At 68.2% G+C, this 25,538-nt stretch carries 23 protein-coding genes; 19 read left to right on the forward strand and 4 right to left on the reverse strand.

What is annotated here, in order from left to right; translation table 11 throughout:
• Positions 1 to 268: 268 nt before the first annotated feature.
• The 10 genes from BLO63_RS17060 (at position 269) to BLO63_RS17105 (ending at position 9,415) form a co-directional block, all read left to right on the forward strand.
• Positions 269 to 1,438, forward strand: coding sequence for a cysteine desulfurase family protein (locus BLO63_RS17060; protein ID WP_091443014.1), 1,170 nt, complete (start codon positions 269 to 271; stop codon positions 1,436 to 1,438).
• Positions 1,439 to 1,567: 129 nt separating this feature from the next.
• Positions 1,568 to 3,040 carry a Fe-S cluster assembly protein SufB gene (sufB, locus tag BLO63_RS17065; protein WP_091443016.1) on the forward strand — a complete coding sequence of 491 codons (1,473 nt, stop codon included), beginning with the start codon at positions 1,568 to 1,570 and terminating at the stop codon, positions 3,038 to 3,040.
• A gap of 124 nt (positions 3,041 to 3,164) precedes the next feature.
• Positions 3,165 to 3,929 (forward strand): Fe-S cluster assembly ATPase SufC, encoded by a 765-nt coding sequence (gene sufC / locus BLO63_RS17070; protein ID WP_091443019.1) that lies wholly within the window; start codon positions 3,165 to 3,167, stop codon positions 3,927 to 3,929.
• Between the two features lie 10 nt (positions 3,930 to 3,939).
• Positions 3,940 to 5,253: a Fe-S cluster assembly protein SufD gene (gene sufD / locus BLO63_RS17075; RefSeq protein ID WP_091443020.1), complete on the forward strand. Its 1,314-nt coding sequence runs from the start codon at positions 3,940 to 3,942 to the stop codon at positions 5,251 to 5,253.
• A gap of 148 nt (positions 5,254 to 5,401) precedes the next feature.
• Positions 5,402 to 6,652, forward strand: coding sequence for a cysteine desulfurase (locus BLO63_RS17080; RefSeq protein WP_091443023.1), 1,251 nt, complete (start codon positions 5,402 to 5,404; stop codon positions 6,650 to 6,652).
• A complete protein-coding gene (locus tag BLO63_RS17085; RefSeq protein ID WP_091443025.1) occupies positions 6,649 to 7,023 on the forward strand; it encodes an SUF system Fe-S cluster assembly protein in 375 nt (124 codons plus the stop codon). Before BLO63_RS17080 ends, BLO63_RS17085 begins: the two co-directional genes overlap by 4 nt.
• A 10-nt stretch (positions 7,024 to 7,033) precedes the next feature.
• Positions 7,034 to 7,465 (forward strand): VOC family protein, encoded by a 432-nt coding sequence (locus BLO63_RS17090; RefSeq protein ID WP_162841832.1) that lies wholly within the window; start codon positions 7,034 to 7,036, stop codon positions 7,463 to 7,465.
• A gap of 220 nt (positions 7,466 to 7,685) precedes the next feature.
• Entirely contained in the window at positions 7,686 to 8,042 is a 357-nt protein-coding gene (locus BLO63_RS17095; RefSeq protein WP_091443167.1) for a HesB/IscA family protein, read from the forward strand.
• A 10-nt stretch (positions 8,043 to 8,052) separates the two neighbouring features.
• The gene (locus tag BLO63_RS17100) at positions 8,053 to 8,400 is read left to right on the forward strand and encodes a TfoX/Sxy family protein (protein WP_091443029.1); all 348 of its coding nucleotides are present in this window, start codon (positions 8,053 to 8,055) and stop codon (positions 8,398 to 8,400) included.
• A 91-nt stretch (positions 8,401 to 8,491) separates the two neighbouring features.
• Entirely contained in the window at positions 8,492 to 9,415 is a 924-nt protein-coding gene (locus BLO63_RS17105; protein WP_091443031.1) for a mechanosensitive ion channel family protein, read from the forward strand.
• On the opposite strand, the gene BLO63_RS17110 is transcribed toward BLO63_RS17105, so the two are convergent.
• Positions 9,402 to 11,060 (reverse strand): DEAD/DEAH box helicase, encoded by a 1,659-nt coding sequence (locus BLO63_RS17110; protein WP_091443168.1) that lies wholly within the window; start codon positions 11,058 to 11,060, stop codon positions 9,402 to 9,404. The genes BLO63_RS17105 and BLO63_RS17110 overlap by 14 nt on opposite strands.
• A 219-nt stretch (positions 11,061 to 11,279) precedes the next feature.
• Between BLO63_RS17110 and BLO63_RS17115 the strand changes: the two genes are divergently transcribed.
• The 3 genes from BLO63_RS17115 to BLO63_RS17125 are packed head-to-tail and all read left to right on the forward strand — an operon-like array spanning position 11,280 to position 14,223.
• On the forward strand, positions 11,280 to 11,756 hold the full coding sequence (locus BLO63_RS17115; RefSeq protein WP_091443033.1) for a GreA/GreB family elongation factor: 477 nt from the start codon (positions 11,280 to 11,282) through the stop codon (positions 11,754 to 11,756).
• Between the two features lie 3 nt (positions 11,757 to 11,759).
• A complete protein-coding gene (locus BLO63_RS17120) occupies positions 11,760 to 12,395 on the forward strand; it encodes a LysE family translocator (protein ID WP_091443036.1) in 636 nt (211 codons plus the stop codon).
• Positions 12,396 to 12,450: 55 nt separating this feature from the next.
• Complete coding sequence (locus tag BLO63_RS17125) at positions 12,451 to 14,223, forward strand: glycosyltransferase family 2 protein (RefSeq protein WP_091443038.1); 1,773 nt, start codon at positions 12,451 to 12,453, stop codon at positions 14,221 to 14,223.
• A gap of 18 nt (positions 14,224 to 14,241) precedes the next feature.
• Here the strand turns inward: BLO63_RS17125 and parE are convergent, their stop codons facing one another.
• The gene (gene parE / locus BLO63_RS17130; protein ID WP_091443040.1) at positions 14,242 to 16,275 is read right to left on the reverse strand and encodes a DNA topoisomerase IV subunit B; all 2,034 of its coding nucleotides are present in this window, start codon (positions 16,273 to 16,275) and stop codon (positions 14,242 to 14,244) included.
• A gap of 158 nt (positions 16,276 to 16,433) precedes the next feature.
• Positions 16,434 to 16,718, reverse strand: coding sequence for a hypothetical protein (locus BLO63_RS17135; RefSeq protein WP_091443043.1), 285 nt, complete (start codon positions 16,716 to 16,718; stop codon positions 16,434 to 16,436).
• Positions 16,719 to 16,912: 194 nt separating this feature from the next.
• Between BLO63_RS17135 and argC the strand changes: the two genes are divergently transcribed.
• On the forward strand, positions 16,913 to 17,968 hold the full coding sequence (argC, locus tag BLO63_RS17140; RefSeq protein ID WP_091443046.1) for an N-acetyl-gamma-glutamyl-phosphate reductase: 1,056 nt from the start codon (positions 16,913 to 16,915) through the stop codon (positions 17,966 to 17,968).
• 218 nt (positions 17,969 to 18,186) lie between these two features.
• Here the strand turns inward: argC and phaC are convergent, their stop codons facing one another.
• A complete protein-coding gene (phaC, locus tag BLO63_RS17145) occupies positions 18,187 to 19,920 on the reverse strand; it encodes a class I poly(R)-hydroxyalkanoic acid synthase (RefSeq protein WP_091443050.1) in 1,734 nt (577 codons plus the stop codon).
• A 697-nt stretch (positions 19,921 to 20,617) separates the two neighbouring features.
• Between phaC and BLO63_RS17155 the strand changes: the two genes are divergently transcribed.
• From BLO63_RS17155 to BLO63_RS17175, 5 genes are all read left to right on the forward strand, one after another.
• Positions 20,618 to 21,001 carry a hypothetical protein gene (locus BLO63_RS17155; RefSeq protein WP_244517928.1) on the forward strand — a complete coding sequence of 128 codons (384 nt, stop codon included), beginning with the start codon at positions 20,618 to 20,620 and terminating at the stop codon, positions 20,999 to 21,001.
• A 145-nt stretch (positions 21,002 to 21,146) separates the two neighbouring features.
• The gene (locus BLO63_RS17160) at positions 21,147 to 22,364 is read left to right on the forward strand and encodes an LL-diaminopimelate aminotransferase (protein WP_091443062.1); all 1,218 of its coding nucleotides are present in this window, start codon (positions 21,147 to 21,149) and stop codon (positions 22,362 to 22,364) included.
• 57 nt (positions 22,365 to 22,421) lie between these two features.
• Complete coding sequence (locus BLO63_RS17165) at positions 22,422 to 23,741, forward strand: homoserine dehydrogenase (protein ID WP_091443066.1); 1,320 nt, start codon at positions 22,422 to 22,424, stop codon at positions 23,739 to 23,741.
• A gap of 13 nt (positions 23,742 to 23,754) precedes the next feature.
• The gene (glpX, locus tag BLO63_RS17170; protein ID WP_091443070.1) at positions 23,755 to 24,750 is read left to right on the forward strand and encodes a class II fructose-bisphosphatase; all 996 of its coding nucleotides are present in this window, start codon (positions 23,755 to 23,757) and stop codon (positions 24,748 to 24,750) included.
• Between the two features lie 293 nt (positions 24,751 to 25,043).
• The gene (locus BLO63_RS17175) at positions 25,044 to 25,385 is read left to right on the forward strand and encodes a hypothetical protein (RefSeq protein ID WP_091443073.1); all 342 of its coding nucleotides are present in this window, start codon (positions 25,044 to 25,046) and stop codon (positions 25,383 to 25,385) included.
• The last annotated feature ends 153 nt before the right edge of the window (positions 25,386 to 25,538 follow it).

A 25,538-nucleotide genomic window follows, 5' to 3' on the forward strand; every position in this document is an offset into this window, starting at 1 on the left:
CCTGCGTCCCGAAAGACTGCCTTACCGCATGCGCCTTGACGACCTGGGGCGGGAGCCCTAACTTATTAGAATAATTCTAAATATCTACGTTGAGTTGCGGCCGCGTCGCGTTCAACCTGCGCGCGACCGTGCACCCTACGAAGAAGACGGGACGGTCAGCTATGCCGGACGACGCCTGAATTTGCAAGCTTTAGCGCAAAGGAAGGGGCAGACGGCGCAGCGGCTTCCTATATAGGAGAGGCAAACGGAACCACGAGCCCCCAGAGACATGAACGCACGCACCTATCTCGACCATAACGCGACATCCCCGGTTCGCCCGGAAGCGCGTGAGGCCCTGCTGGCGGCGCTGGACGCCACCGGCAACGGCTCCTCCGTGCATGCCGAGGGCCGCGTCTCGCGCGGGACGATGGATGTGGCGCGGGCGCAGGTGGCGGCGCTGGTGGGCGGCAATCCGGCCGGGGTGATCTTCACCTCCAGCGGCACCGAGGCCGACGTGCTGGCGCTGACGCCCGATTACCGGCGCGGCGAGGAGTCACTGCTCCATGACGTTCTGCTGGTCAGCGCGGTGGAACATGCCGCCGTGCTGCGCGGCCACCGTTTCCCCGCCGACCGGGTGGAGGTTCTCCCCGTTGATGCGCGCGGCCGGGTATTGCTCGACGCGCTCGACGCGGCGCTGGAGCGCCATTCCGCCGCCGGTCGCCGGGTGCTGCTCTCGCTGATGGTGGCCAATAACGAGACCGGGGTGATCCAGCCGCTGGCGGAGGCGGCGCGCCGCGCCCACGCCCATGGCGCGCTGGTGCACACCGACGCCGTGCAGGCCGCCGGGCGCATTCCGCTCTCGCTCCCCGCGCTCGGTGCCGACATGATGTCTGTCTCCGCCCACAAGCTCGGCGGTGCGCCGGGTGTGGGGGCGCTGATCCTCGCCGACCCGGACCTTCGCCCCGCGCCGCTGATCGGCGGGGGCGCGCAGGAGCGGGGCCGGCGGGCCGGCAGCGAGAACGTGCCGGCCATTGCCGCCTTCGGCGCGGCGGCGCAGCGCGCGGGCGACTGTGTGGAAGCCGATGGCGTGCGCATCAATGGCTTGCGCGAACGGCTTGAAGACGCTCTAAGGTGCGAGTTTCCCGAGCTTGTCCTGCTCGTGGGCGATGTCGACCGGCTGCCGAACACCTCGTGCTTCGCGCTGCCGGGCGTGCCGGCCGAAACCGTTGTCATCGCCCTCGATCTTGCGGGCGTGGCGGCGAGCGCCGGTGCCGCCTGCTCGTCGGGCAAGGTGGCGGCCTCGCATGTGCTGGGGGCGATGGGCGTGTCCGAGCGCATCGCGCGTTCGGCGATCCGCCTGTCCTTCGGCTGGTCGAGCGGGGAAGAGGATGTCGACCGGGCGCTCGGCGTGTTCCGCCGGGTGTTGCCGGGTCTTTTGCGTCGCCGCGCGGCGGCGTGAGGTGTGAGATTTGCGCGGCCCTCGGGCGGCGCAGGACGACGCGGGCGGTGCCGCACTCCGGTGGCCGCCGGCGGGAATGGTTGACCTGACCCGCGGGCCTTGACCCCGCGTGGGAGAGGAGATGAGACGATGCCGGCCGTACAGGAGACAGTGGACCAGGTCCGCTCCCTTGATGTCGATCAGTACAAGTACGGGTTCTTCACCGAAATCGAGACGGAAAAGGCCCCGAAGGGCCTGTCCGAGGACACGGTCCGCTTCATCTCGGCGAAGAAGAACGAGCCCGAATGGATGCTCGAATGGCGGCTGGAGGCGTTCCGTCGCTGGCTCACCATGCGCGAGCCGGACTGGGCGCGGGTGAGCTACCCGCCGATCGACTATCAGGACCTCTATTACTATTCCGCGCCCAAGCGCCCGAGCGAACTGTCGATCGACGACATCGACCCCGAGATTCTCGCCACCTATGAGAAGCTCGGCATCCCGCTGCGCGAGCGCGACGCGTTGCTCGGCATTGCCAGCGGCGGCACCAAGGTCGCGGTCGACGCGGTGTTCGACAGCGTCTCGGTCGCCACCACCTTCAAGGAAGAGCTCTCCAAGGCCGGCGTGATCTTCATGCCGATCTCCGAGGCGGTGCGCGAATATCCCGAGCTGGTGAAGAAATATCTCGGCTCGGTGGTGCCGGTGACGGACAACTACTTCGCCACGCTGAACTCGGCGGTGTTCTCCGACGGGTCGTTCGTCTATGTGCCCAAGGGCGTGCGCTGCCCGATGGAGCTGTCGACCTATTTCCGCATCAATGAGCGCAACACCGGCCAGTTCGAGCGCACGCTGATCATCGCCGACGAGGGCGCCTATGTGAGCTATCTCGAAGGCTGCACCGCGCCGATGCGCGACGAGAACCAGCTGCACGCCGCCGTGGTTGAGCTGGTCGCGCTCGATGACGCCGAGATCAAGTACTCGACGGTGCAGAACTGGTACCCCGGCGACAAGGACGGCAAGGGCGGCATCTTCAACTTCGTCACCAAGCGTGGCGATTGCCGCGGCGACCGTTCGAAGATCTCCTGGACGCAGGTGGAAACCGGCTCGGCGATCACCTGGAAGTACCCGAGCTGCATCCTGCGCGGCGACAATTCGCAGGGCGAGTTCTACTCGATCGCCATCTCGAACGGGCGCCAGCAGGTCGATAGCGGCACCAAGATGATCCATCTCGGCAAGAACACGTCGAGCCGCATCATCTCCAAGGGCATCGCGGCGGGCTATTCCGACAACACCTATCGCGGCCTCGTCACCGCCCACCGCAAGGCCACCGGCGCGCGCAACTTCACCAATTGCGACAGCCTGCTGATCGGCGACAAGTGCGGGGCGCACACCGTGCCCTATATCGAGAGTAAGAACTCCTCCGCCCAGTTCGAGCACGAGGCCACCACCTCGAAGATCTCCGACGACCAGCTGTTCTACTGCCGCCAGCGCGGCCTCGATCCGGAAGAGGCGACGGCGCTGATCGTCAACGGCTTCGTCAAGGACGTGCTGCAGCAGCTGCCGATGGAGTTCGCGGTCGAGGCGCAGAAGCTGATCGCGGTGAGCCTCGAAGGCTCGGTGGGCTGACGGCCCGTCCGTAATCGTTCTCCCGGACGCGGCCCTGCCGCGATCCGGGATCGCTCCCAGATTTCAGCGCGCTCCCGGCGCCCCGCTCCGGCCGGTCGACGCGCATCAGATACGGAACACTGACATGGCTCTGCTCGACATCGACAACCTCCACGCCAAGATCGACGGCGAACACGGCAAGGAAATCCTCAAGGGCCTCTCGCTCAAGGTGAATCCGGGCGAGGTGCACGCGATCATGGGGCCGAACGGTTCCGGCAAGTCGACGCTCTCCTACATCCTCGCCGGCAAGGAGGATTACGAAGTCACCGACGGCACCGTCACCCTCGACGGCGAAGACCTTCTGGAGATGGAAATCGACGAGCGCGCCGCCAAGGGCGTGTTCCTCGCCTTCCAGTACCCGGTGGAAGTGCCTGGTGTTGCCACCATGACCTTCCTGCGCGCCTCGCTGAACGCGCAGCGCAAGAAGCGCGGCGAGGCGGAGGTCTCCACCCCGGACTTCCTGCGCTTGGTGAAGGACAAGGCGGCGCATCTCGGCATCAACCAGGACATGCTGCGGCGCGGCGTCAATGTCGGCTTTTCCGGCGGCGAGAAGAAGCGCGCGGAAATCCTGCAGATGGCCATTCTGGAGCCGAAGCTCTGCGTGCTCGACGAGACCGATTCCGGCCTCGACATCGACGCGCTGAAGGTGGTCTCCGAGGGCGTCAACGCCCTGCGCTCGCCCGACCGGGCGATGATCGTCATCACCCATTACCAGCGCCTGCTGAACCACATCGTGCCCGATTTCGTACATGTGATGAACAAGGGCCGCATCGTCCGCTCCGGCGGCAAGGAGCTGGCGCTGGAACTCGAAGCCAATGGCTATGCCGAGTACCAGCAGGACGCGGCGTGAGGTGGCTGAGATGAACGCTGATATCCGTCCGATCCGCACGCAGGCCGAGCAGGCGATCCTCGCCTCGCTCGCCACCGTGCCGGAAGGCGGCGACCGGCTGGCCGATCTGCGCCGCGCCGCCGCCCGCTCCTTCGAGGAGAACGGCCTGCCGCACCGGCGGGTCGAGGAATGGAAATACACCGATCTGCGCAGCCTCATGCGCGAGGCGGTGCCGGTGGCCGGCGCGGCCGCCGTCGCCGAAGCGGACGCCCGCGCGTGCCTGCTGCGCGGCGTCGAGGCGCGCCGCATCGTCATCGCCAATGGCGCTGTCGTGCCGGAGCTTTCCGACCTCGCCGATCTGGAGGAGGGGCTGAGCCTCACCACCTTCGCGGCGGCGATGGCGGCGGGCGACGAGGTTCTGAGCCGGATCGGCGGCATCGTGCCGAGCCGCTACGACGCCTCGCTGGCGCTGAACACCGCGCTGGCCCGGGACGGCGTGGTGATCACGGTCACCCCTGGCGCGGCGATCGCGCGGCCGGTGCATGTGGCGCATGTGTTCGCCGGTGGCACGGCGGCGGCGATGTATGACCGCTCGCTGGTGGTGGTGGGGGCCGGCGCCTCCTTCACCTATGCCGAGAGCTTCGAGGGGGCGGACGGGCTGGCCTATCAGGCCAATTCCGCCACCGAATTCGTCGTCGGCGACGGCGCCCATCTCGATGTGGTGCGGCTGCAGGAGGAGGGCGCCTCGGCGTTCCACCTCTCGACCCTGCTGTTCGATGTCGGGCGGGACTCGAAGGTGCACGCCTTCACCTTCGGCCTCGGCGCGGCGGTGGCGCGCACCACGCTCTACGCCACCCTTTCGGGCGAGGACAGCCATGTCGGCTTCAACGGCGCCACCCTGCTGAAGGGCCGGCAGCACGCGGATTCGACGCTGTTCCTCGACCATCAGGTGCCGGGCTGCGAGAGCCGCGAACTGTTCAAGACCGTGCTGGACGACAGCGCGCGCGGCGTGTTCCAGGGCAAGATCGTCGTCCGCCAGGCGGCGCAGAAGACCGACGGGCGGATGATGAGCCGCGCGCTGGTGCTCGGCGACGAGGCGGAGATGGACAACAAGCCGGAGCTGGAAATCTTCGCCGACGACGTGCAGTGCGGCCATGGCGCCACCTGCGGCGCCATTGACGACGATCTGCTGTTCTATCTGCGCGCCCGCGGCATTCCGAAGAAGGAGGCGCAGAGCCTCCTGGTGCAGGCCTTCGTCGGCGAGGCGGTGGAAACCGTCGAGCATGACGGCCTGCGCGAGGCGCTGGTGGAGCGCGCGGAAGCCTGGCTCGCGGCGCGGGCGTAAGGCGGGACGACGAGGCGGGCATCCTTCGAGGCTCGCTTCGCTCGCACCTCAGGCAGACGTTGCCCTTTAGAACCACGTCATCCTGAGGTGCCGGCCAAAGGCCGGCCTCGAAGGATGTTCGCCCGTGTGGCGCCAGAAAGGTCGATCGATGACCATCACCCTCCACCCCGCCGTTGCCAACGGCACCTATGATGTCCAGCGCGTGCGGCAGGATTTTCCGATCCTGTCCAAACAGGTCTACGGCAAGCCTCTGGTCTATCTCGACAACGCCGCCTCGGCGCAGAAGCCGGTGCAGGTGCTGGACCGGATGCGCTTCGCCTATGAGAACGAATATTCCAACGTCCATCGCGGCCTGCACTTCCTCGCCAATGCGATGACCGAGGCCTATGAGGAGGCGCGCGAGCGCTGCCGCGCCTTTCTCGGCGCGCCGACGCTGGATGAGGTGATCTTCACCCGCTCGGCCACCGGCGCGCTCAACCTGGTCGCCTCCTCGCTCGGCCAGTCGATCGGCGAGGGCGACGAGATCGTGCTCTCGATCATGGAGCACCATTCCAACATCGTGCCGTGGAACTATCTGCGCGAGCGCAAGGGCGCGGTGATCAAATGGGCACCGGTGACGGAAGACGGCGCCTTCGACCTCGACGCGTTCAAGGCCCTGCTGACCGAGCGCACCAAGATCGTCGCCATCACCCATATGTCGAACGTGCTGGGCACAGTGACGCCGATCAAGGAGATCGCCCGCCTCGCCCACGAGGTCGGCGCGCTGGTGGTGGTCGACGGGTCGCAGTCCGCCGTGCACATGCCGGTGGACGTGGTGGATCTCGACGTCGATTTCTACGCTGTCACCGGCCACAAGTTGTATGGGCCGACCGGCATCGGCCTGCTCTATGGCAAGCGGGCGCTGCTGGAGAAGATGCCGCCTTACGAGGGCGGTGGCGAGATGATCCGCACCGTCACCGAGCAGGGCGTCACCTATGGCGAGCCGCCGCACCGTTTTGAGGCCGGCACGCCGCCGATTGTGCAGGCGATTGGGCTCGGCGCGGCGCTGGCCTATATGGAGAGCCTCGGGCGGGAGCGCATTGCCGCGCATGAGGCCTCGCTCGGCGCCTATGCCCGCCAGCGGCTGGCGCAGATCAATTCGGTGCAGGTTTATGGCGACGCGCCGGGCAAGGGCGCCATCTTCGCCTTCGACGTGAAGGGCGCCCATGCGCACGACATCGCCACCGTGATCGACCGCGCTGGCGTGGCGGTGCGTGCCGGCACCCATTGCGCGATGCCGCTTCTGGGGCGATATGGTGTAACGGCGACGTGCCGGGCGTCGTTCGCCCTCTACAACACGCATGAGGAAGTCGACGCTCTCGCCGACGCCCTCATCAAGGCTCAGGATCTTTTCGCATGAGCGAAACCCACACGTCCGACAGTCCGAACGCGCCGGCGGTCCAGTCCGGCATTCCGGAGGAGGAGCTTGTGCGCCTGACCGACGATATCGTCGCGGCGCTCAAGACCGTCTATGACCCGGAAATCCCGGTCGACATCTATGAGCTCGGGCTCATCTATAAGGTCGACATCGCCGATGACCGCCAGGTCGCGGTCGAGATGACGCTGACCACGCCGAACTGCCCCGCCGCTGCCGAACTGCCCGGCATGGTGGAAGGCGCGGTGGCCAGCGTGGGCGGCGTCTCCGGCGCCAGCGTCAACCTCACCTTCGATCCGCCCTGGGACCAGGGCCGGATGTCCGAGGAAGCGCGGCTGGCGCTCAATCTCTGGTGAGCGCGACGTCGTGAGCGAAACCCCTGCCGCACCGCCGCTCTCCGGCGTGGTGGAAACCGGCCTCTATGTCGACGACCTGCCCCGCGCGCGCGACTTCTACGAGCGCGTGCTGGGCCTCCGGCCGATGATCGCGGATGAGCGCTTCTGCGCCTACAATGCCGGACCCGGCAGCGTGCTGCTGCTGTTCCTGCGCGGCCAGACGCTGGAGCCTGTCGTGATGGCGGAGGGCACCATTCCCCCGCATGACGGCCACGGCCCGCTGCACTATGCGTTGGCGATCCCGGCGGGCGCGCTGGCCCATTGGGAGCAGCATCTCGCCGTTCAATGCGTGGCGCTGGAGGGACGGGTGAACTGGAAGGGAGGCGGCGTCAGCCTCTATTTCCGTGATCCCGATGCGAATCTGGTGGAACTGGCGACGCCGGGGCTGTGGCCGAATTATTGAGGCGGGTGCGTTTGCGTTGTGCGCGTCCTCGCTTGAGGCTCGCTTCGCTCGCACGTCAAGATGACGTGGCTTGAGCCGGCGATGCCCCTCCGCCTTCGCCCTTGCCTGCGCGCCGCCCATCCCCCATCTTAGACGATACCGATCCGCCGGCCTTGAACCGGCGTCGATTAGGAGACAGAACACGATGACCCAGCCCCAGACCCGTCCCCGCCCGCAGGTAATGACCCTCACCGACGCCGCCGCCGAGCGCGTGCGCGCGGTGATCGCCCGTTCGGAGAAGCCGGTGGCCGGCCTGCGCATCGGCATCAAGAATGGCGGCTGTGCCGGCATGGAATACACGATGGAATTCGCCGAACAGGCGGGCAAGTTCGATGAAGTTGTCGAGGACAAGGGCGTCAAGGTGCTGATCGACCCCAAGGCGATCCTGTACCTGCTCGGCACCCAGATGGACTTCAAGGCCGACAAGCTCTCCGCCCAGTTCGTGTTCAACAACCCGAACCAGACCTCGGCCTGCGGCTGCGGCGAATCGGTTGCCATCACCCCGGTGCAGCCCGAACCGGCCGACGCCAGCGCCTGACCTTCGGGCGATGGACGAGGCCGGCATCGCCGACATCTTCGCCGCCTTCGGCCCCGTGCGCTGTCGGCGGCTGTTTGGTGGGCTGGGGCTCTACGCCGATGGCGTGATGTTCGGCCTCGCCGTCGACGGGCGCATCTTCCTAAAGACCGACCCCGGCTTCGCCGCCGACCTCGCCGCTGCCGGTGCGGAAGCCTTCAGCTATGACCGCAAGGACGGCCGACGGGTGAGCCTGTCTTACTGGTCGCTGCCCGAGGCGGCGCTCGACGATGGCGAGGTGGCGGCGGCGCTTGCCCACCGCGCGCTCGTCATCGCCCGTGCCGCGGCGGCAGGATCGCCGCGCCGCCCGCGCCTGCGCTGAAACGCGCATCGCCGGGGAACCCGTCCGCTGCGTCGGTGTTGCCTGTGGTACCCGGCGGTGCCGGGGTCCCGATGCGCAAGGAGCGGACCGCATGAACCTCGACACTTTCGGCGACCTCGATGGGCTGGGCGATCTTCTCGTCCTTTACGGGCTCAACGTGATCTATGCGCTGGCGCTGCTGCTCATCGGCTGGTGGCTGGCGAGCGTCGCCGAGCGGCTGGTCGTGCGCGCCTTCGCTGCGACGCGGCGGGTGGACCCGACCATTGTCGGCTTCCTCTCCAGCGTGGCGCGCTACACGGTGCTGGTGTTCGTCGGCTTGGCCGTGCTGCAGCGCTTCGGTATCCAGACCACCAGCCTGATCGCCGTGCTGGGCGCCACCTCGCTGGCGGTCGGCCTTGCCCTGCAGGGCACGCTGTCCAATGTCGCCGCCGGAGTGATGCTGCTGCTGTTCCGCCCGTTCAAGGTCGGCGATTCCGTCGAGGTCGGCGGCCAGAGCGGCACCGTGAAGGCGATCACCCTGTTCACCACCGAGCTGGCGGCGGGCGATAATGTGCAGGTGCTGATGCCCAATGGCCGGGTGTGGGGCTCGCCGATCGTCAACCGCTCGGTCTATGGCGCGCGCAGCTTCAGCTTCGCGCTGGAACTGAGGCCGGATGCCGATATCGAGGGAGTGATGGAGAAGGGGCTCGCCTTCCTGCGCGCCGATTCCCGCGTCTCGCAGCAGCCCGGTCCTTCCGCGTCCATCGCAAAAATGGCGCTCGACCGGGTGGAGATCGGCTTTTCCGGCTGGGCCGCCGCCGGCGATGCCGGCGGGGTGCGTGGCGACCTGATCCGTCGCCTCAGGGACATTATGCGCGCCCCGGCCGCTGCCGCGCCACGCAAGGCGCGCCCATCGGCCAAGGAGAGTCAGGTGACGGAGAGCCGGCAGGCGGAGAGCCAGGCGACCGTCGAACTGGCGGAGGCCGGGTCGGCCCTGCCGCGGCCGAAGGCCGGCGAGCCGTTCAGCCGGCCTTGATCTTCACCGGCCGCAGCAGGAAGGCCGGCAGGTGCGAGGTATCCGCCGGCTCGTCCATCGGCGCCCGCTCGGAACGGCGATGAGTGAGGGGCGTCACCGGGGCCCGGGCGGGAGCCGGGGCCTGCTTTTCGCGGGTGCGCTCGCGCGGTTCCCTCGGTTCCCGCGATTCGCGCGGGGCGGGGGCGGGCGCCGCAGCCACGGGAGCGGCCGCTACAGGCGCGGACTCGCCGTCCTTGCCCCGACCACGACGGCGGGCCGGCTTGGCGGTCGGCTTCACCGCCTCGTCGGCGACAGCGGCGAGCGGGGCCTCGATTGCCTCGACCGGCACGGGAGCCGCCTCGGCATCGCGGCGACGGGCGGGGCGGGCACCGCGGCTCTCGCCGCCATCCTCGCGCTCGCGACCGGCGCTGCGACCGCCGCGACCCTTCTCGCGGGCGGGCTTCTCGCGCGATGTCTTCTCGCCAGCGGCCTTCTCGCGGGTCGGGCGGGCACGCGGCTCGGAAGCCGGCACGCTGTCCAGCCCGGCGCCGTCCTTCCAGTCGATCGGGCGGCCGATCAGCTTCTCGATCGCTGCCAGCGACTTGACCTCGCCTGCGGTGACGATGGTGAAGGCGGCGCCGGCGCGGCCCGCGCGGCCGGTGCGGCCGATGCGGTGGACATAGTCTTCCGCGTGGTGCGGCGTGTCATAGTTGAAGACGTGGCTCACGGCGGGAATGTCGAGGCCGCGCGCGGCAACGTCAGACGCCACCAGCAGGGTGGCCTCGCCGGTGCGGAACTGGTCGAGCGCCTGCATGCGCGAGCGCTGGTCCATGTCGCCATGCAGGCAGACGGCCTTGTAGCCGTGCCGCAGAAGCGACTTGTGCACCACGGCCACTTCGCTCTTGCGGTTGCAGAAGATGATGCCGTTCTGCAGGTTGTCGGCGGTGTTGATCAGGTGGCGCAGCGTGTCGCGCTTGGTGAAGTCTTCCTTGCCGGAGGCGACGAGCAGCTGGGTGATCGTCGAGGCGGTGGAAGAGGGGCGCGAGGCTTCGATCTGCACCGGGTTCGACAGGAACTGCGAGACGAGGCGCTGGATCTCCGGCGGCATGGTGGCCGAGAAGAACAGCGTCTGCCGGGTGAACGGCACCAGCTTGCAGACCCGCTCGATGTCCGGGATGAAGCCCATGTCCAGCATGCGGTCGGCCTCATCGATGACGAGGATCTCGATGCCGGAGAGCAGCAGGCGGCCACGCTCGACATGGTCGAGCAGCCGGCCCGGCGTGGCGATGAGGATGTCGACGCCGCGCAGCAGCTTGGCATCCTGGTCGCCGAAGGAGACGCCGCCGATCAGCAGGGCGACGTTGAGCTTGTGGTTCTTGCCGTAGCGCGTGAAGTTCTCCTCGACCTGCGCGGCGAGTTCGCGCGTGGGTTCAAGGATCAGCGTGCGCGGCATGCGGGCGCGGGCGCGGCCCTGCTCCAGCAGCGTCAGCATCGGCAGGGTGAAGGCAGCGGTCTTGCCGGTGCCCGTCTGGGCGAGCCCCAGCACGTCGCGTCGCGCGAGAATGTGCGGGATGGCCTGCGCCTGAATCGGCGTCGGCTCGGTGTAGCCCGTATCGGCAACGGCCGAGAGCACCTTGTCGCTCAGGCCCAGTTCGTTAAAAGGCATCTGGATCAATTCTGCGGCTGCGCACCGCACACCGGCTCCCCGAGCCGTAACCGGGGATGGTTGCATCGTCGTCGCGCGGAGCGCATCAGTCGGATATGGTATGACGACGCGTTGCACCATAGGCATAACGCTCGGAAAGTCAACGGATTTGGCCGCTGTCAAGGGCATTTCGGCATGTTCCGGCCCCGGTGGCCCTCCCAGGGGAAGGCAGGCCGGGCGATGAGCCGTGCATTCGTCAAGGAAGACAGCGGTGCCGACACGCTGCCAGAACGCCCGGTGAGCACCAATCGCAACCTCGTTACCCGCCGGGGACTGGCGCAGATCGACGCCGAACTGGCGCGCCAGCGCGAGGCCCTTTCCGCAGCCGGCGCCCGGGGCGACCGGGACGCGGTGGCGGCAGCGTCGCGGGAACTGCGCTACTGGTCGGCCCGCCGGTCCAGCGCCGAGCCGGTCGACCCGCCGGCGGAGGGCGAGGCCATCACCTTCGGCATGGCGGTGACGCTGGAGGATGCGAAAGGCGGGCAGCGCCGCTTCCGCATCGTCGGCGAGGACGAGGCAGACCCGGCGCAGGGCCGCATCGGCTGGGTCTCGCCCGTGGCCCGCGCCCTGCTGGGCAAATGGATCGGCGACGAGGTGGCCCTGCCGGCGGGGTCGGTGGAGATTGTCGCCGTCGATCCGCACCCGGAAGAGGCGTGAGCCGTGCTGATCTCCGCGCAAACCCTGCTCGTCTTCGTGCCGGCCGCGCTGGCGCTGAATCTCACCCCCGGCAATGACATGCTGTTCTGCCTCGGCCAGGGCATGCGCTCGGGCCCGCGCGCCGGCATCGCCGCGAGCCTCGGCATCGCCACTGGCGTGTTCCTGCACAGCTGCGCGGCGGCGGTCGGGCTGGCGGCGCTGCTGGCGGCTTATCCTGCGGCGTTCGAGGTGCTGCGCTGGGCCGGCGTCGCCTATCTCGTCTATCTCGCGGTGCAGGCGCTGCGCGGCTCCGGCGGCGTGCTGGCCGCGCCGACCGCGCCGGTACGGGCCTCGGTGAGCAAGGCCTGGCGGGCGGCGGTGCTGGTCAGCCTGCTCAACCCGAAAGTGGCGGTGTTCGTGCTGGCCTTCCTGCCGCAATTCGTCGACCCCTCGCGCGGCAGCGCGTTCGCCCAGTTCATGGTGCTGGGCCTCATCCTCAACATCGGCGGCACGGTGATCAACGCGTTGGTAGGCGCCTTCGCCGGCGGGATCGGCCGCTGGCTGGGCCGTCGCCCGAGCTTTGCCCGTCTGGCGGAGAAGCTCACCGGGTTGCTCTTGCTCGGGATCGCGGCCCGTATAGCATTGGAGCGGCGGGGGTAGGGAGGAAGGCGGCGCACTGCCGACCGCCGTCCCCGTCGGCACGTGCGGGTGGACGATGGGGCGGCTGAACGAGAAGCATCACCGGCGTGTTGTGCAGACCGAACTGTTCGATGCCGGCTGGTATCGGGCGCGGCATCCCCATCTCTCGGGTCCGCCGGCCCGCCTGCTCGACCACTACCTCACCATTGGCTGGACGCAGGGCGCCGATCCCTCACCCTATTTCGACGGCACCCACTATCTCGCCACCCATCCCGACGTCGCGGAATCCGGCCTCAACCCGCTGCTGCATTATGCGCTGTGGGGCGAGGCGGAGGGACGTGCCTTCCAAGCTGTCGACGAGGCCGATGCGAGGATGGCGGAGGTGGCGTTCTCGGTCATCCTCGCCACCCATGATCGCGCCCAGATCATCGAGGCGGCGATCGATTCCGTCCTCGCCCAGACCCATCGGAATTTCGAGTTGGTCGTCGTCGATGACGGCTCGACCGACGGGACAGAAGAGCGGCTCAACGCCCGTTATGGCGCCGAGCTGGCGCAGGGCCGGCTGGTCTATCTCCGCTTTTCCCGCACGCTCGGCGTGTCGGCGGCGCGCAATGCCGGTCTGATGCTCGCCCGCCATCCGTGGATCGCCTATATCGATTCCGACAACACCATCCGCCCGCACTTCCTCGCCACCTTCGCCCGGCGCATCGTCGGGCGGGATGGGGCGATGAGCTTCTATGCCCGCTTCCGCCGCACGAGCGAGGCAGTCATCGTCGGCGGCCCGTTCGATCTGGAGCTCTTGCGGCAGGGCAACTACATCGACCTCGGCGTCTTCGTCCACCACATCACCTGCTTCCGCGAACTGGGCGGCTTCGACCTCGGCCTGCGCCGGCTGGTCGACTGGGATGTGATCTTGAAATATATGCAGCGCTACGCCCCGGTCTACATCAGCGACGTGCTTTTGGACTATCGCGACCGCGACGGCGCCGAGCTGAACCGCATCTCCGACAAGGAACCGCTCTCGCTGCCGATGGCGCGCATCCTGCGCCGCTACGGGGCGCGCGCCACCGTGACGACGGCCATCATCTGCTACAATCAGAAGGACTTCATCGCCCAGGCGATCGAGAGCGCGCTGGCGCAGACGGGCGATTTCTACCACGACATCGCTGTCGTCGATGACGGCTCGACCGACGGCACCACTGAGATCGCCCGCGACTACTGCGCCCGCCATCCCACGACCATGCGGATGATCGGCGATGGCATCAATCGCGGCATATCAGGCAATTTCAGGCGCGCCTTCGCGGCGGCAGGCGGCGAATATCTGGCGGTGCTGGAGGGCGACGACTACTGGACCGATCCCGCTAAGCTCGCCCGCCAGATGGCGTTCCTGCGCGAGAATGCGGACTGCTCCATGGTGTTCTCGAAGATCGAGATCGAGACCCCCGGCACGCCGGGGCGGGCGACGCTGCCGCGCCAGGACAAGCTGCGCAAGAGCAAGCTGGACGGCACGGATTTCCTCGCCGAGCCCAGCCTCAACCTGATCGCCAATTTCTCCTGCTGCCTGTTTCGCACCGACATGATGAAGACGCTGCCCGATGGGCTGTTCCGCCACCGGCTGAGCGAGATCGCGCTGGCCTTCCATCTCGAAAGGCGCGGGCGCATCGGCTATCTCGGCCAGCCGATGAGCGTCTACCGCCAGCATCCCCAGGGGGTGTGGACCGGCGCCACTCCCGAGGAACAGCGCGCCAGCGGCCGGCTGGTGCGCGAAGCGGCCAAGGCGGTGGCCCGCGAGGACTACAAGCCCGCCCTCCAGGCGATCATCGACACCCGCTACGCCCCGCCCGCCTGACGGGGGGAGCGCATCGTTTCAGATGTCCAGCAGTTCCTCATTGGCGAAGGCGGCGCGCTCGGAGATGAAGGCGAAGCGGCTTTCCGGCTTGTTGCCCATCAGCCGCTCGACAATGTCGGCGGTCATGGCGCGCTCGGCCTCCTCGATGGTGACGCGCAGCAGGGTGCGCGACTTGCGGCTCATCGTGGTTTCCTTGAGCTGCGCCGGCATCATCTCGCCCAGGCCCTTGAAGCGGCCGATATCGACCTTGCCGCGCGAGGAGAATTCCTTGGCGAGCAGCTGGTCGCGATGCGCCTCGTCGCGCGCATACAGCGTCTTGGCGCCCTGGCTGAGCCGGTAGAGCGGCGGCACGGCGAGAAACAGGTGGCCGTTCTCGATCAGCTTCGGCATCTGCCGGTAGAAGAAGGTGACGAGCAGCGAAGCGATATGGGCGCCGTCGACATCGGCGTCGGTCATGATGATGACCCGCTCATAGCGCAGATCCTCGTCGCGGTACTGCGCCCCGGTGCCGGCGCCCAGCGCCTGCACGAGGTCGCCGAGCTGCTGGTTCGCCGCCAGCTTGTCCCGGCCGGCGCTGGCGACGTTGAGGATTTTTCCGCGCAGCGGCAGCACGGCCTGGGTCTGGCGCTCGCGCGCCTGCTTGGCCGAGCCGCCGGCCGAGTCGCCCTCGACGATGAAGAGTTCCGAGCCCGCCGCCGAATTGTTGGAGCAGTCCGCCAGCTTGCCCGGCAGGCGCAGCTTGCGCACGGCCGTCTTGCGGGAGATTTCTTTTTCCTGCCGGCGGCGCAGGCGCTCCTCGGCGCGCTCCACCACCCAGTCGAGCAGGCGGTTGGCCTGGGTCGGGTTGCCGCCGAGCCAATGGTCGAACGGGTCGCGCAGCGCCGCCTCGACAATGCGGGTCGCCTCGGCGGTGGCGAGCTTTTCCTTGGTCTGGCCCTGGAATTCCGGCTCGCGCACGAAGACCGAGAGCATGGCGACGCAGCCGGCCATGACGTCGTCCGCCGTGACGATGGCGGCGCGCTTGGCGCCGCCGGTGCGCTCGGCATGGTCGCGCAGGCCCTTCAGCAGCACGGCGCGCAGGCCGGTCTCATGCGTGCCGCCCTCGGCGGTGGGGATGGTGTTGCAATAGGAGGAGATGGCGCCGTCCGCATCGCCCAGCCACGCCACCGCCCATTCCGCCGAACCATGGCCGCCGGGCCGCGTCGTCTTGCCGGAGAAAATGTCGGGATGGACGCGGGTGCTGCCCTCAATGTCGGCGGCGAGATAGTCGCGCAGGCCGCCGGGAAAGCGGAACACCGCCTTTTCCGGCACATCGGTGCCGGCCACCAGCGCGGCGTCACAACTCCAGCGGATTTCGACGCCGCCGAACAGATAGGCCTTGGAGCGGGCCATCTTGAACACGCGGGCCGGCTTGAAGCGGGCGCTCTCGCCGAAGATCTGCGGGTCCGGGTGGAAACTGACCCGCGTGCCGCGCCGGTTGAGGATGCGCCCGACCTCCTGGATCGGGCCCTGCGGCTGCCCGCGCGAATAGGTCTGGCGGTACAGCGTCTGGCCGCGCGCGACCTCGATCTCAAGCACGTCGGAAAGGGCATTGACCACCGAGACGCCGACGCCATGCAGGCCGCCCGACGTCTCGTAGACCTTGCTGTCGAACTTGCCGCCGGCATGCAGCGTGGTGAGGATGACCTCCAGCGCCGACTTGCCGGGATATTTCGGGTGTTCCTCGATCGGAATGCCACGCCCATTGTCGGTGACGGTGAGGAAGCCGTCCGTGGTCAGCTCCACCTCGATGAAGCTGGCATGGCCGGCCACCGCCTCGTCCATCGAATTGTCGATCACCTCGGCGAAGAGGTGGTGCAGCGCCTTCTCGTCGGTGCCGCCAATATACATGCCCGGCCGGCGCCGCACCGGCTCCAGCCCCTCCAGCACCTCGATGTCGGCGGCGGTGTAGCCAGCCTCGCCCGGCGTGCCCTCGCGCGGCGCGGCGGGGCGCGCGCTGGCACGCGGACGCGGGGCGGGAACGGCGGCGAAGAGGTCGTCAGAATTCGACATGGGTGCGGGCGGTCTCGTCGTGGTCAGGAACCGATTCGGTCTTCCTAGCACTATGGCAGGCGTGGCGCGAAACCGGAACGCTCCGTGAACATGGGGCCTATGCGGCGGGGATCGTGCCCCACCGTTGCGGCCCTGGGGCTTTCCCGGGACAGAGAGCGTCAGCGCATCAGCCGCTTGCGGTTGGCGCGCACCTTGCGGCCGTAAAGCGCGACGATTTCCGGACCCACCGCGTCGAGCCGGCCGGCCGCCGCCGCCTTCACCAGCCGGGCATTGACCTCGCCCAGCGCCAGCGTCTTCTCCGTCACCATGAGTAGCGCTTCCGCCCCAGCGGCGGCATCGCCGCGCGCCAGCCGGCTCATCCGCTCGGCGATCACGATCTGCATGTCCATGCCGAGCCGAGCGAGCTGCATGCCGGTGGTGAACCAGGAGAGGGGAGAGGTCATCGCAAAGGCTCCGGCCGGTGAGAGGCGGGAGGAGAAGCCGGCACGGCACGGTTCCGTTCCGGCCACCGGCGCGCAGCCGCCATGCGTGGGGCGAGCCCCTCTTGTCTTTCGTCGGACATGCGAAAGGTGTAATGGCGCAAATTCACGCGCGCCTTCCCAGATGAACGGGCGGGCGCCAGCAGCAAGGGTGCCACATGACGGACAGCAAGGCGCGGATCGCCATCCTCGGGGCTTCGGGCTACACCGGCTCGGAACTGCTGCGCCTGCTGCTGCGCCATCCCCGCGTCGAGATCGTCGCGCTCACCGCCGACCGCAAGGCCGGGCAGGCGGTGGCCGACGTGTTCCCGCAATTCGCCCCGTTCAAGCTGCCGGACCTCATCACCATCGAGCAGGTGGCGTGGAAGGACGTTGACCTCGTCTTCTGCGCCCTGCCGCACGGCACCACCCAGCTGGTGATCAAGAACGTGTTCGAGACCGCGCCGCATGTGAAGGTGGTCGACCTCTCCGCCGACTTCCGGCTGCGTGACGATGGCGCCTATGAGCGCTGGTACGGCCATCCGCACCAGGCGCTGGAGCTGCAGCAGGAAGCCGTGTACGGCGTGGTCGAACTCTACCGCGACGACATCCGCAAGGCGCGGCTGGTCGCCAATCCCGGCTGCTACACCACGACGGCCATCCTGCCGGTGGTGCCGCTGATCGAGGCCGGCGCCATCGAGCCCGAGCACATCGTCATCGACGCCAAGAGCGGCGTGACCGGGGCGGGCCGTGCGGCGAAGGAGAACCTTCTGTTCACCGAGGTGACGGAGGGCATGCACGCCTATGGCGTCGGCAGCCACCGCCACATGGCCGAGCTGGACCAGGAATTCTCCAAGGCCGCCGGCCGCACGATCGCGCCGAGCTTCACGCCGCATCTGGTGCCGATGACGCGCGGCATCTACGCCACCATCTACCTGAAGACCGGCGCCGGCGTCGGGGCCGAGGGCGTGCACCGGGTGCTGGCCGACTTCTACAAGAGCGAGCCCTTCGTGCATGTGCTGCCGCTCGGCCAGGTGCCGCAGTCGCGCTTCGTCAAGGGCTCGAACATGGCCTTTATCGGCGTGATGAAGGACCGCGCGCCGGACCGGGTGATCGTGATCTCGACCACCGACAATCTGGTGAAGGGCGCCTCCGGCCAGGCGGTGCAGAACATGAACCTCGTGCTCGGCTATCCCGAGACGCTGGGTCTGGAGCAGATCGCGCTGTTCCCGTGAGGGGCGGCCGTCATCCCGGACGGTCGCAGGCCGATCCAGGATCGCAGGATCGGGGCCGTCCCGATAGCTGCCCGACTCCGGCTCGAAGCCGCGCTTCGTCCGGGACGACGGAAATGCAACGACCACGGCGAGCGCCGTTATCCTGAGGTGCGGGCCGCAGGCGAGCTTCGAAGGATGTTCGTCAGCCTAAGACGATTGCCGGTCGCGAGAGGCCAGCCTCACGACTTCACCTTCACATAGCTGCCCGGCGCGTCCTCGATCGCCTTGTAGGGGCCTTCGCCGGGGATGCGTTTGGCGGCGGGCACGCGGGTGCCGTCCTGCGCCTCGATCCAGGCCAGCCAGTCGGGCCACCAGGACCCGGGGTGCATCTGCGCGGCGGCGATCCAGTCCTCCAGCTTCCCGGCCGCCGGTCCGCCGGTCCAATACTGGTACTTGCCGCGCGCCGGCGGGTTGATGACGCCGGCGATGTGGCCGGAGCCGGCCAGCACGAAGCGGCCGGGATTGCCGAATTTCTGCAGGCCGAGGAACACCGAGGCCGCCGGGGCGATGTGGTCCTCGCGCGTCGCCACGCTGTACATCGGCAGGTCGATCGCCTTGAGGTCCAGCGTCTTGCCGGCGAGCATCAGGCTGCCCTGCGCCAGCTTGTTGTCGAGATAGCAATTGCGCAGATAGAACGAGTGATTGGCCGCCGGCAGCCGGGTCGAGTCCGAATTCCAGTAGAGAATGTCGAACGGGAAGGGCGCCTGCCCCTTCAGATAGTTGTTCACCACATAGGGCCAGATCAAATCGTTGGCGCGCAGCATGTTGAAGGCGTTGGCCATCTTGCGGCCTTCCATCACCCCCGATTCCAGCATCTTGCGCTCAAGGCTGGCGATCTGCTCCTCGTCGATGAACACTTTGAGGTCGCCGGCAAAGGTGAAGTCGACCTGGGTGGTAAGGAAGGTGGCGCTGGCGAGGCCGGGCTTTTTGCCCGTGGCCGCCAGCCAGGCCAGCGTCATCGCCAGCATGGTGCCGCCGACGCAATAGCCCACCGCGTGGAAATCCTTGGTGCCGGCCGCCTTCTTCGCCACCTCAAAGGCGGTGAGCACACCGTCCTTCATATAGTCCTCGAAGCCCTTGGCCGCGAGTTCCGGGCCGGGGTTCACCCACGACACCATGAACACGGTGAGCCCATGCTCCACCGCCCAGCGCACGAAGGATTTTTCCGCCGTCAGGTCGAGCACGTAGAACTTGTTGATCCAGGGCGGGATGATGACAACAGGCGTCGCCAGCACGGTGTCGGTCTGCGGCGCGTACTGGATGAGCTGCATCAGCTCGTTCTGGAAGATCACCTTGCCCGGCGTGACCGCGAGATTCTCGCCGACGCGGAACTTGGAATCGTCGGTCTGGCGGATCTTCAGATCGCCACCTCCGGCCTCGATATCCTCGGCCAGCATCTTCATGCCGCGCACCAGATTCTCGCCATTGGAGGTGAGCGTGGTGCGCAGCAGTTCCGGGTTGGTCAGCACGAAATTGGAGGGTGAGACCGCGCCGGCGATCTGGCGCACATAGAACTCGGCCTTGTGCTTGGTGCGGGCGTCGATCTCGGCTTCCTCGACCATGTCCGCCGCCCAGTTGGCGGTGAGCAGATAGGCCTGCTTGATGGCGTCGAAGAAGGGGTTGGACTTCCACTCCGGGTCGGAAAAACGCGAATCGCGCGTGGTCGGCTCGACCACCGGGCGGGTCTTTTCGCCGCCCAGATTCTTCAGTGCCGTGGTCCACAGATCAAGATAGCCGCCGATCAGCCGCGACTGCGCCTCCAGCGTGCGCTGGGGATCGGCGAGCCAGTATTCCGCGACATTGCCGATGGTCTTGGCGACGTCGGCCAGGTCCTCGGCCACCTCGTCGCGGATGCGTCCTTCCTCGCGCGGGCGCAGATAGGCGGCCATGGCCCGCCCGCCTTCCTCCACCATCTTCGCCAGATTGGCGGCGAAGAGTTCGAGGTCGATCGGGCTGGTGCGGGCGGCATCGGGTGCGGCGGTGTCGGCAGCGGGTGCGGCGGCGGCCGGTTGGGACGGGGAGGGCGGAGCGGTCGCTCCAGCGTCCGCCGGTTTCGGTGCGGCTGCGGGGCGTGGCGGCGTCGCCACCCTTTTGCGCGGGGGCTTCGCCGCCGGCTGGCGCGGCGCCCTAGCCGGCGCCGGTGATTCGGTTGCGACCTTGCTTGCCGCCGGCTTTTCCGCCGCCGTCTTCTTCGTCACGGCTTTTTTCGCCGCCACCTTGCGCGCCGGCGGTGGGGCGGGGGGCACAGGAGCGGGGGCTGCCGCCACAGGAGCCGCAACCGGCTTCGCCGCCGGCTTGCGAACGGTCTTCTTCGCCGCCGGGGCGGGCGTCTCCCGCGCCTCGGCCGGGGCGGCCTTCGTCCCCGGCGCGGACTTCGCCGGTGTGGACGGTATCTTGCTGGTGCGTCGGCTGCTCACCGCTTGTCCCCGCGGGTTGGTGCGTTCATAGGTGGCCATAATAGACGCGCGATCGGACGCTAGCGAGTGCGTAACGGGCCGTACATGCGCACGCTGACGCATGGGCCGTGCGACACATGCTCGGGACGGCGCAGGGGAGGAGACCAGAGTGGGTCACGGTCAAGGCAGGCAGGGCGGCGCAGGCGCCGGCCGGATGCACCTTCTTGCGGGCGGCGCCCTGGCGGCGCTGCTGCTGGCCGGCTGCGCCTCGGCGGACGGTCCCTCGGCGGGGATCACCGAGGCGGCGCTGGCGCCGGCGGCGGACAGCGCCGAATCACCCGGCGCGCCGGTGGCGGCGTCCGTGGCCACTGCGCAGGCCGATCCGCGCGCCGCTGCTGGCCAGTCGCGCGCCGCGCCGCCGCCAACCGGGCGCGTGAAGCCGCCCGAGCTGGCCTATCCCACCTTCGGCGCCCCGGCGCAGATCGGCGACCGGCCGGTGCTGACCCAGCAGCAGCGGGACGCGATGCAGAAAAATCTCGAAAACCTCGCCAGCCAGCGCGAGAAGGAGATGCTTCGGCAGATCGAGGCCGACGAATAGGCCGGCTGGCGGGCAGCGGGCACGATTACCATTGTTCTGCCCCTTTGGGCTGACATCCGTCGCTGTGCGGGCGCGCGAAGGGTGATATGAAGCGCGCGTGACGCCGCCGCCGGGGGATACGGGGCGGCCCTGGAGCTTGAGACCCATGACCGATTTTCATCGCATCCGCCGGCTGCCGCCTTACGTGTTCGAGCAGGTCAACCGGGTGAAAGCTACCGCCCGCAATGGCGGCGCCGATATCGTCGACCTCGGCATGGGCAACCCGGATCTCGATGCTCCCGCCCATGTGGTCGACAAGCTCAAGGAGACGATCGGCCGCCCGCGCACCGATCGCTATTCCGCCTCCAAGGGCATTCCCGGCCTGCGCCGCGCCCAGGCGGCCTATTATGAGCGCCGTTTCGGCGTGAAGCTGAACCCCGACACCCAGGTGGTGGCGACGCTCGGCTCCAAGGAAGGCTTCGCCAATATGGCGCAGGCGATCACCGCCCCGGGCGACGTGATCCTGGTGCCGAACCCCAGCTACCCCATTCACGCCTTCGGCTTCCTGATGGCCGGCGCGGCGATCCGCTCGGTGCCCTGCGAGCCGGGGCCGGAATTCTTCCACGCGCTGGAGCGCGCGGTGGCGCACTCGATTCCCTCGCCGCTGGCGCTGGTGCTGTGCTACCCGTCGAACCCGACGGCGCAGGTGGCCGATCTCGATTTCTACCGTGATGTCGTCGCCTTCGCGAAGAAGCACGACCTGATCGTGCTGTCCGACCTCGCCTATTCGGAAGTCTATTTCGACGACAACCCGCCCCCCTCTGTGCTGCAGGTGCCGGGCGCGATGGATGTGACGGTGGAGTTCACTTCCATGTCCAAGACCTTCTCCATGGCCGGTTGGCGCATGGGCTTCGCGGTGGGCAATGACCGGCTGATCGCGGCGCTGGCGCGGGTGAAGTCCTATCTCGACTATGGCGCCTACACGCCGATCCAGGTCGCGGCCACGGCGGCGCTGAACGGCCCGCAGGACTGCATCGCCGAGATGCGCAGCGTCTACAAGAAGCGCCGCGACGCGCTGGTCGACAGTTTCGGCAAGGCCGGCTGGGAGATTCCCGTGCCGACCGCCTCCATGTTCGCCTGGGCGCCGATCCCGGAGAAATTCCGCCACCTGCGCAGCCTCGAATTCTCCAAGCTGTTGATCGAGAAGGCGGATGTCGCCGTCGCGCCGGGCGTCGGCTTCGGCGAGCATGGCGATGACTATGTGCGTATCGCCCTTGTGGAGAACGAGCAGCGCATCCGCCAGGCGGCGCGCAACATCCGCCGCTTCCTTGAAACCGGCGCGGAAACATTGCACAACGTCGTCCCTCTCGCCGCGGCGCGCTAAGGCCCGGCCCCTTCGGGCGGCGCCGCATTCGGAACGTTTGTTGAGTTCGGACACATAATGGCGCCGCCGCTGAAAATTGGCATCGCCGGCCTCGGTACGGTCGGCGCGGGTGTGGTGCGCATGCTGGCCCGGCGGGCGGAGGCGATTGCCGCGCGCGTCGGGCGGCCGGTCGAGGTGGTGGCCGTCAGCGCCCGCGACCGTTCGCGCAACCGCGATTGCGATCTCACCGGCCCGCGCTGGTATGAGGACGCGGTGGAACTCGCCCGCGACCCTGATATCGACGTCTTCGTCGAGCTGATCGGCGGCCCGGACGGCGTTGCCAAGGCGGCGGTCGAGGCCGCCATCGCCGCCGGCCATTCCGTCGCCACCGCCAACAAGGCGCTGCTCGCCCATCACGGCGTCGAGCTCGCCGCCGCCGCCGAGGCCGCGGGCGTGGCCATCCATTTCGAGGCGGCGGTGGCCGGCGGCATCCCGGTCATCAAAACCCTGCGCGAGGCGCTGCTCGGCAACGAGATCACCCGCGTTTCCGGTATTCTCAACGGCACCTGCAACTACATCCTCACCCGGATGCAGGAGGAGGGGCTGTCCTTCGACATGTGCCTCGACCAGGCGCAGAAGCTCGGCTACGCCGAGGCCGACCCGACCTTCGACGTCGACGGCTTCGACACCGCCCACAAGCTGGCTCTGCTCGCCGCGCTGGCCTTCGGCGTGAAGCCGGACCCGGAAGCGATCCATATCGAGGGTATCCGCTCGATCACGCTGGCCGATATCGAGGCGGCGGACGAGCTGGGCTACCGCATCAAGCTGCTCGGCGTCGCCGCCCGCATCGGCGGGCAGGTGGAACTGCGCGTGCACCCGACCATGGTGCCCAAGCACTGGCCGATCGCGCAGGTCTCCGGCGTCACCAATGCGGTGGCGATCGACGGCGACGCGGTCGCGCTCACCCTTGTCGGCCCCGGTGCCGGTGGCGATGCCACCGCGTCGGCCGTGGTAGCGGACCTGTGCGATGCCGCCGCCGGGAAGGGCGGCGCGCCCTTCGGCTGGAAGGCGTCGTCGCTGCAGCCGGCCGAGAAGGCGGCGATACGCCGTCACGAGGGCGGCTATTATATCCGTCTCGCCGCGGTCGACCGGCCCGGAACGGCGGCCGCCATTGCCCGCCATATGGCTGAGCAGAACATCTCGCTTGAGTCCATAATGCAGCACCGTCGCGGCCGGCCACATGGTGGAGAGCGCGCGGAGAGCGCGGAGGACCCGGCACCCGTGGTGCTGATCACCTACGCCACGAATGAGGACGCGGTGCGCCGCGCGATCGAGGCCATCGAGATTGATGGCGTGATCGCCCAGCCGCCGCAGGTGATACGTATCGAGAAGGACTGAGGGGGCGGGGACGATGGCGGAGATTAGGGTCAAGGCGGACCAGGCGCTGGAGCGCATCCTGACGCTTGAGCTGGTGCGCGTCACCGAGCGCGCGGCGGTGGCATCCGCCAGCCTGCGCGGGCGCGGCGACGAGAAGGCGGCGGACAAGGCGGCGGTGGACGCCATGCGCCGCGAGCTGAACCGCCTGCCGATCGCCGGCCGCATCGTCATCGGCGAGGGCGAGCGCGACGAGGCGCCGATGCTGTTCATCGGCGAGGAGGTCGGCACCGGCAAGGGCCCGGCGGTGGACATCGCCGTCGATCCGCTGGAAGGCACGACGCTGTGCGCCAAGGACATGCCCGGCTCCATCGCCGTGATGGCGATGGCCGAGGGCGGCACCATGCTCTACGCGCCCGACGTCTACATGGAAAAGATCGCCATCGGCCCCGGCTACCCCAAGGGCACGATCAACATCGACGCCAGCCCCGAGGACAACATCCAGTCGCTGGCCCGGGCCAAGGGCGTCAAGCCCTCGGAGATCACCGCGCTGATCCTCGACCGGCCGCGCCATGCCGCGATCATCGAGGCGGCCCGCCGGACCGGCGCCGCCGTGCAGCTGATCGCCGATGGCGACGTGGCGGGCGTGATCCACACCACCAACCCGGATGAAACCGGCATCGATATCTATCTCGGCACCGGCGGCGCCCCCGAGGGCGTGCTGGCGGCGGCGGCGCTGCGCTGCATCGGCGGCGAGATGTACACCCGCCTCATCCTCGACAGCGAGGCCAAGCGCGAGCGTGCCAAGAAGATGGGCGTGGCTGATCCGAAGAAGATCTACACCATCACCGACATGGTGCGCGGCGACTGCCTGATCGCGGCGACCGGCGTGACGACCGGCAATCTGCTCAAGGGCGTGAAGTATGAGCGGGGGGTGGTGAAGACCCACACCGTCGTCATGCGCTCGGCCACCGGCACGGTGCGCTGGATCGAGGCCGAGCACCGCGACCTTTCCAAGTTCCATCTCGGCTGAGGCTGCCCGCTGTCATCCCGGACGGCCGAAGGCCGATCCGGGACCGCATGCAGAATGGAGAGCGATCCCCGCTCTCCGCTGCGCTGCGGCCGGGAGGACGAGAACTGGGGTGCGGGGCGCTTCGGCGCCCCTTTTTCATTTCGCCGTGTGGTGCCGAGCACCGGAACGCCGCCCCTCATCGCGCGCTTTGGTCGTGGCGCGGTGTGCTGTATACCAGAGCCGTGCGCAGGCGCGGCCCGTCAGGGGCGCCCCGCACCCGAACGCCAAGCCAATTGCCAAGGGAACGACCCATCATGACCGCTCCTCATTCGCTGCTTCCGCCCCTGCTGACCCAGATCGACGCGCTGATCGGCGCCGAGAAGTACCAGGAGGTCGCTGAGGCCTATACGGCCTTCGTCAAGGAGCACCCGACCACCAACTACCTCGCCTCCGAGCCGATCCCGTTCAAGCTGAACGTGGCGTTCTCGACCAAGTACGGTTCCTCGGCCACCAACACCTTCACCCTGCGCAACACCACCTGGGCCTCGGATGTGAAGGCCGCGCTGAAGGCCGGCCCGAGCGAGTTCGCCGCGCTGGTCGCCAAGTATGAGGGCGAAGTCGCCGAGATCGCCAAGGGTGCGAAGAAGGTCGCGTGAGCCACTGAAGGCTGCACACGTTTTGCGGAAAGGCCGGCCTCGCGCCGGCCTTTTTCATACGGGGCCCGGTCGCTTGCCACTTCACCGGGGCCGGTCCTTCCTCACCGGTCCGTCATCCCGGCCGAAGCGCAGCGGAGAGCCGGGATCGCGTGA

Source organism: Ancylobacter rudongensis, from assembly GCF_900100155.1.
Taxonomy (GTDB): domain Bacteria; phylum Pseudomonadota; class Alphaproteobacteria; order Rhizobiales; family Xanthobacteraceae; genus Ancylobacter; species Ancylobacter rudongensis.